The sequence below is a fragment of the Salmonella sp. 741265050_HSA genome, assembly GCF_046569445.1.
Classification (GTDB): Bacteria; Pseudomonadota; Gammaproteobacteria; order Enterobacterales; family Enterobacteriaceae; genus Salmonella; species Salmonella enterica.
The window spans coordinates 20,468-35,306 of record NZ_JBKFSV010000001.1; the positions used below are offsets into that span (position 1 = coordinate 20,468).

General features: G+C 49.2%; 11 protein-coding genes and 1 pseudogene. 7 read left to right on the plus strand and 5 right to left on the minus strand.

What is annotated here, in order from left to right; translation table 11 throughout:
- Nucleotides 1-8 precede the first annotated feature (8 nt).
- From dmsB to ACLD4F_RS00095, 4 genes are all read left to right on the plus strand, one after another.
- Nucleotides 9-626: a dimethylsulfoxide reductase iron-sulfur subunit DmsB gene (gene dmsB, locus ACLD4F_RS00080; RefSeq protein WP_000213069.1), complete on the plus strand. Its 618-nt coding sequence runs from the start codon at nt 9-11 to the stop codon at nt 624-626.
- Between the two features lies 1 nt (nt 627).
- Nucleotides 628-1,491, plus strand: a complete 864-nt coding sequence (locus tag ACLD4F_RS00085; RefSeq protein ID WP_058109586.1) for a dimethyl sulfoxide reductase anchor subunit family protein — start codon at nt 628-630, stop codon at nt 1,489-1,491.
- Between the two features lie 349 nt (nt 1,492-1,840).
- Nucleotides 1,841-2,989 (plus strand): MFS transporter, encoded by a 1,149-nt coding sequence (locus tag ACLD4F_RS00090; RefSeq protein ID WP_000109271.1) that lies wholly within the window; start codon nt 1,841-1,843, stop codon nt 2,987-2,989.
- 217 nt (nt 2,990-3,206) lie between these two features.
- On the plus strand, nt 3,207-4,628 hold the full coding sequence (locus ACLD4F_RS00095; protein ID WP_001134264.1) for an APC family permease: 1,422 nt from the start codon (nt 3,207-3,209) through the stop codon (nt 4,626-4,628).
- Nucleotides 4,629-4,920: 292 nt separating this feature from the next.
- On the opposite strand, the gene pflA is transcribed toward ACLD4F_RS00095, so the two are convergent.
- Together pflA and ACLD4F_RS00105 are read right to left on the minus strand one after the other, a co-directional pair.
- Entirely contained in the window at nt 4,921-5,718 is a 798-nt protein-coding gene (gene pflA, locus ACLD4F_RS00100; RefSeq protein WP_000067928.1) for a pyruvate formate lyase 1-activating protein, read from the minus strand.
- Between the two features lie 118 nt (nt 5,719-5,836).
- Nucleotides 5,837-6,117, minus strand: a pseudogene (locus tag ACLD4F_RS00105) (cytoplasmic protein).
- A 187-nt stretch (nt 6,118-6,304) separates the two neighbouring features.
- Between ACLD4F_RS00105 and sopD2 the strand changes: the two are divergent.
- Nucleotides 6,305-7,264 carry a type III secretion system effector SopD2 gene (gene sopD2 / locus ACLD4F_RS00110; protein WP_079944626.1) on the plus strand — a complete coding sequence of 320 codons (960 nt, stop codon included), beginning with the start codon at nt 6,305-6,307 and terminating at the stop codon, nt 7,262-7,264.
- A 71-nt stretch (nt 7,265-7,335) separates the two neighbouring features.
- Here the strand turns inward: sopD2 and pflB are convergent, their stop codons facing one another.
- From pflB to ycaO, 3 genes are all read right to left on the minus strand, one after another.
- On the minus strand, nt 7,336-9,618 hold the full coding sequence (gene pflB / locus ACLD4F_RS00115; RefSeq protein WP_001292799.1) for a formate C-acetyltransferase: 2,283 nt from the start codon (nt 9,616-9,618) through the stop codon (nt 7,336-7,338).
- A gap of 59 nt (nt 9,619-9,677) precedes the next feature.
- Nucleotides 9,678-10,535, minus strand: a complete 858-nt coding sequence (gene focA / locus ACLD4F_RS00120; RefSeq protein ID WP_000642539.1) for a formate transporter FocA — start codon at nt 10,533-10,535, stop codon at nt 9,678-9,680.
- Nucleotides 10,536-10,940: 405 nt separating this feature from the next.
- Nucleotides 10,941-12,701: a 30S ribosomal protein S12 methylthiotransferase accessory factor YcaO gene (ycaO, locus tag ACLD4F_RS00125; RefSeq protein ID WP_001747674.1), complete on the minus strand. Its 1,761-nt coding sequence runs from the start codon at nt 12,699-12,701 to the stop codon at nt 10,941-10,943.
- A gap of 136 nt (nt 12,702-12,837) precedes the next feature.
- Between ycaO and ACLD4F_RS00130 the strand changes: the two genes are divergently transcribed.
- Both ACLD4F_RS00130 and serC read left to right on the plus strand, forming a co-directional pair.
- Complete coding sequence (locus ACLD4F_RS00130; RefSeq protein WP_000642868.1) at nt 12,838-13,530, plus strand: DUF421 domain-containing protein; 693 nt, start codon at nt 12,838-12,840, stop codon at nt 13,528-13,530.
- A gap of 185 nt (nt 13,531-13,715) precedes the next feature.
- Nucleotides 13,716-14,804: a 3-phosphoserine/phosphohydroxythreonine transaminase gene (gene serC, locus ACLD4F_RS00135; protein WP_058331333.1), complete on the plus strand. Its 1,089-nt coding sequence runs from the start codon at nt 13,716-13,718 to the stop codon at nt 14,802-14,804.
- The last annotated feature ends 35 nt before the right edge of the window (nt 14,805-14,839 follow it).

The following is a 14,839-nucleotide window of genomic DNA, read 5'->3' on the forward strand; positions in this document are numbered from 1 at the left end:
AGTAACCGATGACAACCCAGTATGGATTTTTTATTGATTCCAGCCGTTGCACCGGTTGCAAAACCTGCGAACTGGCCTGCAAGGACTACAAAGATTTGACCCCGGATGTCAGCTTCCGCCGCATTTATGAGTATGCGGGCGGTGACTGGCAGGAAGATAACGGCGTCTGGCACCAGAACGTCTTTGCCTACTATCTCTCCATCTCCTGTAACCACTGCGAAGACCCGGCCTGTACCAAAGTCTGTCCGAGCGGCGCGATGCACAAGCGCGATGACGGTTTTGTGGTGGTGAACGAAGAGGTCTGTATCGGCTGCCGCTACTGCCACATGGCCTGCCCGTACGGCGCGCCGCAGTACAACGCGGCCAAAGGTCATATGACCAAGTGCGACGGCTGTTACGACCGGGTGGCGGAAGGCAAAAAACCGATCTGCGTCGAATCCTGTCCGCTGCGGGCGCTGGACTTTGGTCCTATCGACGAGCTGCGTAAAAAACACGGTGAGCTGGCTGCCGTCGCGCCGTTGCCGCGCGCGCATTTCACGAAGCCGAATATTGTGATTAAACCCAACGCCAACAGCCGCCCGACCGGGGACACTACCGGTTATCTGGCCAATCCGAAGGAGGTATAAGATGGGAAGTGGATGGCATGAATGGCCGTTGATGATCTTCACGGTCTTTGGTCAGTGCGTGGCCGGTGGTTTTATTGTTCTGGCTCTGGCGCTGATGAAGGGCGACCTGCGCGCGGAAACGCAGCAGCGGGTGATCGCCTGTATGTTTGGTCTGTGGGTGCTGATGGGGATTGGCTTTATCGCCTCGATGCTGCATCTGGGTTCGCCGATGCGCGCGTTTAACTCGCTTAACCGCGTAGGTGCTTCCGCACTGAGCAATGAAATTGCCAGCGGCTCGGTGTTTTTTGCGGTCGGCGGGATTGGCTGGCTGTTGGCGGTACTGAAAAAGCTGCCGCCGGCACTGCGCACACTCTGGCTGATTATCACGATGGTACTGGGCGTCGTCTTCGTCTGGATGATGGTACGCGTCTATAACAGCATCGATACAGTACCGACCTGGTATAGCATCTGGACGCCGCTGGGCTTCTTCCTGACGCTCTTTATGGGTGGCCCGCTACTGGGTTATCTGCTGCTGCGCATCGCGGGAGTGAACGGTTGGGCGATGCGTCTGTTGCCTGCGGTTTCGGTGCTGGCGCTGGTGGTTATCGCCATTATGGCGGCCATGCAGGGCGCGGAACTGGCGACGATTCACAGTTCCATTCAGCAGGCGTCTGCTCTGGTGCCGGATTATGGCTCGCTGATGGCCTGGCGTATGGTGCTGCTTGCGGCGGCGTTGTGCTGCTGGATTGTGCCACAGTTAAAAGGGTATCAACCTGCGGTACCGTTGCTCTCTGTCGCCTTCATTCTGATGCTGGCGGGGGAATTGATTGGCCGCGGCGTATTCTATGGGCTGCATATGACCGTGGGCATGGCGGTAGCCAGCTAACGCGTTGACGCGTATTCGGCCTGCAGAACGTGCAGGCCGAATACGCCTTTAGCCACCATCAATATAAGGAATATAACCGGGGCGGGGAAGGCGCATATAAATCCATAGAGAAGAAAACGAAGCTAAAGGAACCATGAAATTTTTCGACTGAACAAAACGCCGATTTTGCGGGTTAGATCAATAAAAACAAGGGGATGAATTTTTAGCCTTTTAATATATTCACGTGCAGAATAAGTAAATCAAATCGATAGTCTCAAAACTTGCGGATCGCCCATGCGGAGCCGATTGACAATGTTTTTGGCGATGGCATGATGCGCATGAAATTTGAACTTCCTCACGGTTTTTATTCATGTCCACCTATACCCGTCCCGTCATGCTTTTGCTGTGCGGGCTACTTTTGTTGACCCTGGCCATTGCGGTACTGAATACGCTTGTGCCGCTGTGGCTTGCTCAGGCAAACCTTCCGACCTGGCAGGTGGGGATGGTCAGCTCGTCTTATTTTACCGGCAATCTGGTCGGGACGTTATTTACCGGGTATTTAATTAAACGCATTGGGTTTAACCGTAGCTATTATCTTGCCTCGCTGATCTTCGCCGCGGGTTGTGTCGGGTTGGGCGTGATGGTGGGGTTCTGGAGCTGGATGAGCTGGCGTTTTATTGCCGGTATCGGCTGCGCCATGATTTGGGTTGTTGTCGAAAGCGCGTTGATGTGCAGCGGAACCTCGCATAATCGCGGGCGCCTGCTTGCTGCCTATATGATGGTCTATTACATGGGGACCTTCCTTGGACAATTATTGGTCAGTAAAGTGTCTGGTGAATTGCTGCACGTCCTTCCCTGGGTGACCGGAATGATTCTGGCGGGAATTCTGCCGCTACTCTTTACCCGGATTGTAAATCAGCAAACGCAGGCACGTCATTCCTCTTCTATTAGCGCCATGCTGAAGCTACGCCAGGCGCGTCTTGGCGTGAATGGTTGTATTATTTCCGGCATTGTTCTTGGTTCATTATATGGTCTGATGCCGTTATATCTGAAGCATCAGGGGATGGCTAACGCCAGCATCGGTTTCTGGATGGCGGTGCTGGTGAGCGCCGGTATTTTGGGGCAATGGCCAATGGGACGTCTGGCGGACAAATTTGGTCGCTTGCTGGTATTACGCGTACAGGTATTCGTTGTCATACTCGGTAGTATTGCCATGTTAACCCAGGCGGCGATGGCGCCAGCTCTGTTTATTCTGGGGGCGGCGGGTTTTACGCTTTATCCCGTCGCAATGGCTTGGGCCTGTGAAAAAGTCGAACATCACCAGCTTGTGGCAATGAACCAGGCGCTGTTGTTAAGTTATACGGTAGGGAGCCTGTTGGGGCCGTCTTTTGCTGCGATGTTAATGCAGAATTATTCAGATAATCTGCTATTTATTATGATCGCCAGCGTATCGTTTATTTATCTGCTGATGCTGTTACGTAACGCCGGCCAGACGCCCAATCCTGTCGCCCACATCTGACTGTTCTCTGAATCGTATGCAGGACGTGAGTCTTGCATACTCTTTGTTTATGTTTTACGTAAAATAATTGACCTGCATAATTTTCTTGCTTTGCTGAAAGATAAAATGTGCCGAAGGTTATAATTTTGCGCTCCTCTATTTTCTCTCTTCGTCTTTACCGCGCATAATTCCCCGCTTCATTTATAGTAATAGCATTGTGTTCACGAAGGATCGCGTTATGCCGAATGTGCAGGAAAAACAGTTGCGATGGTACAACATCGCCCTGATGTCGTTTATTACCGTTTGGGGATTCGGCAATGTTGTCAATAACTATGCTAACCAGGGGTTAGTGGTTGTCTTCTCCTGGGTGTTTATTTTTGCGCTCTATTTTATTCCTTATGCCTTAATCGTGGGGCAACTGGGCTCAACCTTCAAAGAGGGAAAAGGGGGCGTCAGTACCTGGATTAAGCATACGATGGGGCCGGGGTTGGCTTACCTTGCGGCATGGACCTATTGGGTCGTGCATATTCCCTACCTGGCGCAAAAGCCGCAGGCGATACTCATTGCATTGGGATGGGCTTTAAAAGGCGACGGCTCGTTGATAAAAGAATATACCGTCGTTGCCTTGCAGGGGCTGACGCTGGCATTGTTTGTTTTCTTTATGTGGGTTGCTTCCAGGGGGATGAAATCGCTAAAGGTTGTTGGGTCTGTGGCCGGGATTGCCATGTTTATCATGTCAATTTTATATGTTGTGATGGCAGTGACCGCGCCAGCAATTACAAACGTTGAAATTGCGACCACTAACATCACCTGGCAGTCATTTATTCCTCATATCGATTTTACCTATATCACCACCATCTCTATGTTGGTCTTTGCGGTTGGTGGGGCAGAGAAGATCTCGCCTTACGTTAACCAGACGCGGAATCCAGGAAAAGAATTTCCGAAGGGGATGCTCTTTTTAGCCGTCATGGTTGCGGTCTGCGCTATCCTCGGTTCGTTGGCGATGGGAATGATGTTTGATTCCCGGCATATACCTGACGATTTAATGACCAATGGGCAATATTATGCATTCCAGAAATTGGGTGAGTATTACCATATGGGTAATTCATTAATGGTGATTTATGCCATTGCCAATACTCTGGGGCAAATCGCCGCGCTGGTGTTTTCTATTGATGCGCCACTGAAAGTCTTACTGGGTGATGCAGACAGTAAATATATCCCGCAGCGCTTATGTCGTACTAACGCTTCAGGTACACCAGTTAACGGTTATTTGCTGACATTAGTGTTGGTCGCTATCTTGATTATGTTGCCAACGCTTGGCATCGGCGATATGAACAACCTGTACAAATGGCTGCTTAATCTCAACTCAGTTGTTATGCCGCTGCGCTATCTGTGGGTATTTGTCGCCTTTATTGCCGTCATTCGATTGGCGCAAAAGTACAAACCCGAATATGTGTTTATTCGCAACCGGGCGTTGGCGTTAACTGTGGGGATATGGTGTTTTGCCTTCACCGCGTTTGCCTGCCTTACCGGTATTTTCCCCAAAATGGAGGCGTTCACACCGGAGTGGACATTCCAGCTGACGTTGAACATCGTGACGCCTTTTGTCCTGGTCGGGTTGGGATTAATTTTCCCACTGCTGGCGCGTAGAAACACATAACGACGCTCTTTTCCACGGCGCTCCTGTCAGGCGAGCGCCTTTTAAGGTTACAGGTGCCTGGGTTCCAGGCGGAGACCACGGTATTAACAGGCGCCGGGGGCAGCAATAGTTGTCAGACCTTCAACCCAGCAGCAGATAAGCGACTCTGTATTTAATACCTGGTAAGCGCAATATTGTTAACCAGGCCTGTCTGACGGCGGGGTCGGGTATTTTAGCGGTAAGAGCGTTACCCATACAGCAAAACGGCTACCGTCATGGGTAGCCGTTTAAAAGCGGATAAGATAGCAGGCGATTAATACATCACTTTATGACCATACTGCTCAAGAATACCCTTTACACGCTCCATGGTCTCTTTTTTAGGCGGCTTCACGCCATCCAGTTTATATTCTTCGCCCATTGCCACCCATTTATGTTTGCCCAGCTCATGATAGGGCAGCAGTTCGATTTTTTCGACATTACCCATATCGCGGGTAAACTCACCCAGGCGATGCGCGGAATCATCGTCGTCAGACCAGCCGGGAACGACAACGTAACGGATCCAGACCTTCACATTTTTCTTTGATAAATACTGCGCGAATTCCAGCGTCCGGTGATTAGAGACACCGACCAGATTCTGGTGGATCTCATCATTCATCTGCTTGAGATCGAGCATCACCAGATCGGTAACGTCCAGCAGTTCATCAATCACCGGGTCATAACGGCGCACAAAGCCGTTGGTGTCGAGACAGGTGTGGATACCTTCTTTTTTACAGGCGCGAAACCAGTCGCGTACAAATTCTGCCTGCAAAATGGCCTCGCCGCCGGATGCCGTCACGCCGCCGCCAGAAGCATTCATAAAATGCCGATAGGTCACCACCTCTTTCATTAAGTCTTCAACGGTGATTTCTTTACCGCCATGCGTATCCCATGTGTCGCGGTTATGGCAATACAGGCAGCGCATCAGACAGCCCTGGAAAAAGGTAATAAAGCGGATGCCTGGGCCATCAACGGTGCCACAGGATTCAAAGGAGTGAATGCGACCAATAACCGGCTTTTTATCAGCAGTTACTGCAACACTTTCATTTGTAATACAATCGGTTAAGTTACTCATATCGCTTCGGCTAGCTCTAAATAACATGGGGTTTATGGACACATTCCGGGCATGTTGAGCACCCTGGTAAGGGGGTTGCATCCTGTAAAAAAGCGGTACTGCGAGCGTAAATTTTGGACTACAGAATGTGTGGCTGTTCCAGAATGTGCTGCAATGGAGCTATTTTACCTCTATTCAGTATAAAATATACGGCAAATCTATGCTGCATAACTCGCACCGCCAGAAATTGTGGCTCATTCATCAGCCCGGTACCTCTGTTTAACGCCCGAGCCGCAATACATACTGTAAGTGTATCATCCATAGCGTCCTGGTTTTGCTGTTTATGATCCGCCTCTTTTTTCAAATGGTTGGCGCCGTTTTTTTGTAGTCAGAACGAAAATAATTCTCAACATAATTCAGATGTGTCCAAAGAACGTTATGCGCTGTACAGCGCCTGGCGTCGCATTCAACGTGTTATCAGGTGTAAATCTGATGTCATTTTTAAACCCAGGCTGATTCAATCTCTTAAATAGAGTGTGGTTTTAATCAAAAAATGATAGCAACGGATTAAATTTTGCTTTCGCGGTAAATAATCAAGGGAGTTATTATGCCAGTTGCGTTAAGTTTTGGTAATCGTCATAACTATGAAGTTAATGCTTCACGGCTAGCCCGTTTGATGAGTCCTGATAAAGAAGAAGCGCTATACATGGGGTTATGGGATAGATTTAAGGACTACTTCAGAACACATAAAAAAAGAGAGGTGCTGGAGGTATTATACACACTCATCCATGGATGTGAACGTGAAAATCAAGCTGAACTTAATGTTGATACAATCGGCATGGAGAAGATATATGCCTTTGCACAATTAAAACAATATGCTAATCCATCTCAACAAGACCGCTTTGTTATGCGTTTTGATGTGAGTCAGACACAAGTTTTATTTGAGATTGATGGCAGGGTTATTGATAAATGTAATTTGCATCGTATCCTCAACGTTTCAGAAAACTGTATTTTTAAAGTGATGGAAGAAGATGAGGAAGAGTTGTTTTTTAAAGCATGTATTAAGTATGGAGAAAAAATTGCTTGCTATCCAGAATTATTAGAAAACTTTGCTTTTAACCTTAGGCAGAAAGTTAATGAGGATGATGAAATTAGGGATGAAGTTTATAAGCTTATGCGATCTGGAGAAAATAGAAAAATGGCATGTGTTGAATGGAATGGTACACTTACTGAGGATGAGATGGATAAACTACGTTGTCTTCAAATGGGGTCTTTTGAGATTTCTACCCAATTTTGTAAAATAGGTTACTGGGAATTAGAGGGAGAAGTCCTGTTTGATATGGTTCATCCAACACTTATCTATCTGCTACATGGATATATACCGTCATTGTCATGTGATTTTACAGAAGCTAACACCATGCTGTTTTCTGATGCATTAAATAAGGATTATGAGGAGTATCAAAATAATAAAAGAGAAATTGATGCTATTCTGAGAAGAATATATAGATCACATAATAACACTTTATTTATAAGTAAAAATTCTGGTTGTCGAAATATGCTTTTATAAAAATTAAAAAGGCCCCACTGATATGGAGCCTTTTTTGTACGCTTTTTATGGCGTAATTTCAGTCAAACCCATTACATGGTCTGCGTGAAGGTACGAGTAATAACGTCCTGCTGCTGTTCTTTCGTCAGGGAGTTAAAACGTACTGCGTAACCAGATACACGGATGGTCAGCTGCGGATATTTTTCCGGATGTTCCATCGCGTCCAGCAACATTTCACGGTTCATGACGTTGACGTTCAGGTGCTGACCGCCTTCGATGGACGCTTCGTGGTGGAAGTAACCATCCATCAGACCTGCCAGGTTAGTCTTACGAACTTCGTCGTCTTTACCCAGTGCGTTCGGAACGATAGAGAAGGTATAAGAAATACCATCTTTCGCGTAAGCAAACGGCAGTTTAGCAACGGAGGTCAGAGAAGCGACAGCGCCTTTCTGGTCACGACCGTGCATCGGGTTAGCACCTGGTCCGAACGGCGCGCCAGCGCGACGACCATCCGGGGTGTTACCGGTTTTCTTACCATACACAACGTTAGAAGTGATGGTCAGAACAGACTGCGTCGGGATAGCGCCACGGTAGGTGGTCAGTTTCTGAATTTTCTTCATGAAACGTTCTACCAGGTCAACCGCCATGTCATCTACACGAGCGTCGTTGTTACCAAACTGCGGGTATTCGCCTTCGATTTCGAAGTCGATAGCCAGACCATCTTCGTCACGAATCGGTTTAACTTTCGCATATTTGATGGCAGACAGGGAGTCAGCCGCAACGGACAGACCTGCGATACCACACGCCATGGTGCGGATAACGTCACGGTCGTGCAACGCCATCAGAGAGGCTTCGTAGCTGTACTTGTCGTGCATGTAGTGGATAACGTTCAGCGCGGTGACATACTGTTTAGCCAGCCAGTCCATGAAGTGATCCATGCGATCCATTACTTCGTCGAAGTTCAGAACATCGCCTTTGATCGGTTCGGATTTCGGACCAACCTGCATTTTCAGTTTTTCATCAACGCCGCCGTTGATTGCGTACAGCATGGTTTTCGCCAGGTTTGCACGCGCGCCGAAGAACTGCATTTGTTTACCAACGATCATCGGGCTTACGCAGCATGCGATAGCGTAGTCATCGTTGTTGAAGTCCGGACGCATCAGGTCATCGTTCTCGTACTGCAGAGAAGAGGTGTCGATGGAGACTTTAGCGGCGAATTTCTTGAAGTTCAGCGGCAGTTTTTCAGACCACAGAACGGTGATGTTCGGCTCCGGAGACGGCCCCATGGTGTACAGGGTGTTCAGGAAGCGGAAGCTGTTTTTGGTAACCAGAGTACGGCCATCAACGCCCATACCACCGATAGATTCAGTTGCCCAAATCGGGTCGCCGGAGAACAGTTCATCATATTCAGGAGTACGCAGGAAGCGAACCATACGCAGTTTCATGACCAGGTGGTCAATCATTTCCTGTGCGTCTTGCTCGGTGATTTTGCCTGCTTTCAGGTCACGTTCGATGTACGCATCCAGGAAGGTGGATACACGACCGAAGGACATTGCTGCGCCGTTCTGAGATTTAACCGCAGCCAGGTAACCGAAGTAAGTCCACTGGATTGCTTCCTGAGCGTTAGTCGCCGGACCAGAGATATCGCAGCCGTATTTAGCCGCCATTTCTTTGATCTGACCCAGAGCGCGGTGCTGTTCAGCGATTTCTTCACGCAGACGGATAGTCGCTTCCAGATTTACGCCGTTTTCCAGATCGGATTGCAGAGACGTAAACTGCGCGAATTTGTCTTTCATCAGGTAGTCGATACCGTACAGCGCTACGCGACGGTAGTCACCGATGATACGGCCACGGCCATACGCATCCGGCAGACCGGTCAGAACGCCGGATTTACGGCAACGCAGGATGTCCGGAGTATAAACGTCGAACACGCCCTGGTTGTGAGTCTTACGGTATTCGGTGAAGATTTTTTTGATCATTGGGTCCAGCTCGCGATTGTACGCTTTGCAGGAACCTTCAACCATTTTGATGCCGCCGAACGGGATAATCGCACGCTTCAGCGGAGCTTCAGTCTGCAGACCAACAATTTTCTCAAGCGCTTTGTTGATGTAGCCAGCGTCGTGAGAAGTGATGGTGGAAGCAACGGAGGTGTCAAAGTCAACAGGCGCGTGAGTGCGGTTTTCCTGTTTAACGCCTTCCATTACGCTGTCCCACAGCTTGGTGGTCGCGTCAGTAGCGCCAGCCAGGAAGGACTCGTCACCCTCATACGGAGTGTAGTTTTTCTGAATGAAGTCACGGACGTTTACTTCATTCTGCCAGTCACCTTTGGTAAAACCTTCCCAGGCTGTGGCTAACTTTTCATTAAGCTCGGACATGTAACACCTACCTTCTTAAGTGGATTTTTTATTTACTGCGTGTAATGGGCATCAACAGATTAATGATGCTCGTTACCACGCAGGTAAATGACCCAGTATGTCAACCCGACCAACAAACCGCCGCCGATAATATTACCGATCGTGACCGGAATCAGGTTATCAGTGATGAAGCTCATCACGGTCAGGTGAGAAAAACTTTCCGGAGACGAACCGACCGCGGTCCAAAACTCCGGTGTAGCGAAATCGCGTATTACAATACCCATAGGAATCATAAACATGTTTGCGATACTGTGCTCAAAACCGCTGGCGACAAACATGGCGACGGGCAGTACCATGATGAACGCTTTGTCCATCAGGCTACGACCTGAGTAGCTCATCCACACGGCCAGACAAACCATCAGGTTCGCCAGAATACCGAGGCAGACAGCTTCAATAAAAGTGTGGTGCATTTTGTGGTCGGCGGTTTGCAGGACGTTAAGTCCCCATTGACCGTTGGCAGTCATATACTCGCCGGAAAGCCACATCAGTAACACGAAAAGCAGAGCGCCAATCAGGTTACCAAAATAGACGTTTAACCAGTTTTTAGCCAGTTGCCCCCAGGTGATGCGACCGCTAGCTTTAGCTACAACGATCAGAACAGTAGAGGTGAAAAGATCAGCGCCGCAAATAACACAGAGAATCAGTCCCAAAGAGAAACAGATACCCCCGATAAGTTTCGCCATGCCATAAGGCATCGCGCCAGTACCGGTTGTCGCAGTAATATAAAAAACAAAGGCAATTGAAATGAATACGCCGGCGGTAATCGCCAGATAGAAAGTCTTAAGCGGATGTTTCGTTGCTTTATAGACGCCTGCTTCTTCAGCCACTTTGGCCATTGCTGCAGGGAGTAAAAGGTCAAAAGGGTTGTCAGCTTTCACACTAACTCTCTCTTTATTAAGTCGGCGACGAGATACTAACAAAGCATTATAGATGAGAATTTGATATAGATCATATCTCGCCTGGCTTATAGGCCCGTAAGTCGCATGGCTTTTATGCAATTACGGTGTAACTTTTTGATTATCCTAATAAAAATAAATTTTAAAAATTATAAATAGAGTTGAATTTTTTTCCTGACTCCTCCTGCTGCACGGTTAATTAATATGGAGTAATCAACAAATAAAGTAACATCACTATGTCAATTAATTTAATATCAACAACCAATATTTAACCTTGTTATTACATTTTTCGCCGTTTAGTGAAAATAAATAAAACGGGGCCGCAAAGGCGCCCCGTAATATAACGCAGCCGAGAGGGTAAACCTACCCTAAGTCACTCATATGGCCTTATTTTGACCAGTATGCCGCTTTCGCGCGCTGTAATTTATCATACGCTTTTAACAAGGACTGATGCGCCGGGAACGCTTGTAGATCGTGGTCGACAGCCGGTAGTCCGTAAAAAGCCGCTTCACCGCTAAGCGCGGCGCTGGCGGCTTCTACAGCCTCCGCGCCATACATTTTTATAAAAGCATTGAGATATTGCAGCGGCTGACGCGCATCTTCTTGCGACAGGAGCAGCAGCGTTTGCAGGCAACGGTAATAGTTTGCGCGTGCCGGACTAAAGACCGACGAATTGAACTCCATCGTCCATTCTGTCCAGATTAGCGCCTGCTCCAAATCGCCGCCCGCTAACGCTAGCATTGCTTTTAATTCGCCAACGCGCAGTGTATACCAACCATTGTCCGCTCCGGTCGCCAGACCCAGCAGTTCACGCACGCGGGTGAAATCGTCAAAACCTTCTTCATCCAATTGTTCAATCAGATTGAGATAGTCTTCTTTATTCCAGGCGCTACCGGGCAGCGAAAGCAGAGTCTCACGAAGATGGCTACCCATATTGTTGTTGGCCAGCCACAGATCTTCGGCAGGATAAATATCAGACATTCCCGGTACGATAATACGACAGGCGTATACGCCGAGATGCTCGTAATCGGCAATGTAAACTTCTTTATCTTCAGCAGCAAAGATGGCCATCAGCGTGGCGAATTCTTCTTCGGTAGTGCCGGAAAAACTCCAGTCCGTGAACGGGTAATCGGCGTCCTGTTTGAACAGATCCCAGGAAATCAGGCCGCTGGAGTCGATGAAGTGGGTCTCCAGATTAGTGTGCTCCGCGACTTCTTCATCATCGAACGTTGGTGGGGTGAAGACATCAAGATCTTTCAGTCCGCGTCCCTGGAGTAGCTCGGTCACTGTACGTTCCAGCGCAACGCCAAAGTCAGGATGGGCGCCAAAAGAAGCAAAGCAGGTACCGTTAGCCGGGTTGAACAGCACGACGCAGATAACCGGATACTTACCGCCCAGCGAGCCGTCATAGGCGAAAATCGGGAAACCCTCGGCTTCCAGCGTGGCGATTGACTCCATTACCGCCGGATAACGCGCCATCACCTCTGCGGGAATCTCCGGCAGACTGATACTTTCCGCAATGATGCGATTTTTCACATAACGCTCGAAGACTTCCGACAGTCCCTGAACGCGGGCTTCATTACGCGTATTGCCGGCGGACATTCCGTTAGAGACGTACAGGTTGCCGATGATATTCATCGGAATATACACGGTCTGGTTATCGGACTGACGGGTAAATGGCAGGCCGCAGACGCCGCGAGCTTCATTGCCGGACTGAAGATCAATTAACTGGCTTCCGGTGAGTTCATTTTCCGGATCGTAAAACGCGCGCAGACGGGCATCAAGCAAGCCTTCCGGTACGTCGTCATTTTCAGTCAGCGGGAACCACTTTTCGTTCGGATAATGCACGAATGGCCCGTTGGCGATCGTTTCGCCAAGCCAGAAATCAGCAAAGAAGTAGTTGGTTGACAGACGCTCGAAGTATTCGCCCAGCGCCGAGGCCAGCGCCGCTTTTTTGGTCGCGCCTTTTCCGTTGGTAAAGCATAACGCGCACTCTTTATCGCGAATATGCACTGACCAGACGTTTGGCACCGGGTTCAGCCAGGAGGCCTCTTCGATGTGAAAGCCGAGGTCGAGTAACTTTTGCTGGAAGCGGGCGATGGAGTCTTCCAGCGCGGCGTCTTTGCCGGGAATAAATGTTTGCGTCATGAAAATCACTTTTGTCGTACGGAAAGCGCGCAATGATACGGGTTTTATGTGACGGGCGCTATCTCGCCGGGACATCGGCGGAAATAAAAGTATTGGCTATGCTTTTACACTGGAATTCACAGGAAGAGCATAAAAAATGAAAGCATTTGATTTGCAACGAATGGCGCTGGATAACGTGCCGGTAGCGTTTTTGGGGGAAGTGGCGCTACGTAGCTTTTACACCTTTGTTCTGGTGTTTCTTTTCTTAAAGGTGACAGGACGACGCGGCGTACGGCAAATGTCGCTTTTTGAAGTGCTGATCATTTTGACATTGGGGTCGGCGGCAGGCGACGTCGCGTTTTATGATGACGTTCCGATGCTCCCTGTTCTGGTGGTATTCATCACCCTGGCGCTGCTCTATCGCCTGGTCATGTGGCTGATGGCGCATAGTGAAAAGTTGGAAGATCTGCTGGAAGGTAAGTCGGTGGTCATTGTTGAAGACGGCGAACTGGCGTGGGAAAAACTGCAGCGCTCGAACATGACGGAGTTTGAGTTTTTTATGGAGCTTCGCTTGAATGGCGTTGAGCAACTGGGGCAGGTCAGACTGGCCATCCTGGAGACAAACGGACAAATCAGCGTCTATTTCTTTGAAAATAAAGACGTTAAGCCGGGGTTAAGCATTCTTCCTGAGCACTGTACGCCACGCTTTATCGTGGCGCCGGAGGCTGGCGACTATGCCTGCGTACGTTGCAGTGAAGTGATACGCATGAACGTCGGGGAAAAGCAATTATGTCCGCGCTGCGCAAATCCAGAATGGACGAAGGCAAGCCGGGCTAAACGCGTTGTTTAACAGCGAAAATATCGGATTTATACGGTTAATCCGGAAGATTCTGTTGTGTGACGCATGCCGCATTTTCTCCTCGCATTGTTTTACCCATTGCGGCGCGTGTCACTGAATGATAAAACCGATATTCACATGAATAACGTTTGCCTGATGTCTGTCAGGCAGGAAACAATGCAGCGTGGTGAGGGGAAATGGCTCAGGTCTTTAATTTTAGTTCAGGTCCGGCGATGCTACCGGCGGAAGTACTTAAACTGGCGCAACAGGAACTGCGTGACTGGCACGGTCTTGGTACGTCGGTAATGGAAATTAGCCATCGAGGCAAAGAGTTTATCCAGGTCGCTGAAGAGGCGGAGCAGGATTTTCGCGATCTCCTTAATATCCCCTCCAACTATAAAGTTTTATTTTGTCACGGCGGCGGTCGCGGGCAGTTTGCTGGCGTGCCGCTCAATCTGCTGGGCGATAAAACCACGGCGGATTATGTCGATGCCGGTTACTGGGCGGCGAGCGCCATCAAAGAAGCCAAAAAATACTGTGCGCCGCAGATTATCGACGCCAAAATCACCGTTGACGGCAAACGTGCCGTAAAACCGATGCGCGAGTGGCAGCTTTCCGATAACGCCGCTTATTTACACTATTGCCCGAATGAGACCATTGACGGCATCGCCATCGATGAAACGCCTGATTTTGGCCCGGAGGTGGTCGTCACGGCGGACTTTTCTTCTACCATTCTGTCTGCGCCGCTGGATGTCTCTCGCTATGGCGTAATTTATGCTGGCGCGCAGAAGAATATCGGTCCGGCAGGACTGACGCTGGTTATCGTCCGGGAGGATCTGTTAGGCAAGGCGCATGAGAGCTGCCCGTCCATCCTCGACTACACCGTCCTGAATGATAACGACTCAATGTTTAATACGCCGCCGACTTTCGCCTGGTATCTTTCCGGTCTGGTGTTCAAATGGTTGAAAGCGCAGGGCGGCGTGGCGGCGATGCACAAAATCAATCAGCAAAAAGCGGAGTTGCTGTACGGTGTGGTTGATAACAGCGATTTCTACCGTAATGATGTCGCACAGGCCAACCGTTCGCGGATGAACGTTCCGTTCCAGTTAGCGGACAATGCGCTGGACAAGGTCTTTCTGGAAGAGTCTTTCGCTGCCGGTCTGCACGCCTTAAAAGGGCACCGTGTTGTTGGTGGTATGCGCGCTTCTATCTATAACGCCATGCCGATTGAAGGGGTGAAAGCGCTGACCGATTTCATGATCGATTTTGAGCGTCGCCACGGCTAAAACGTTTCTTTTTCATCCCCACGGCCAGTCTGTGG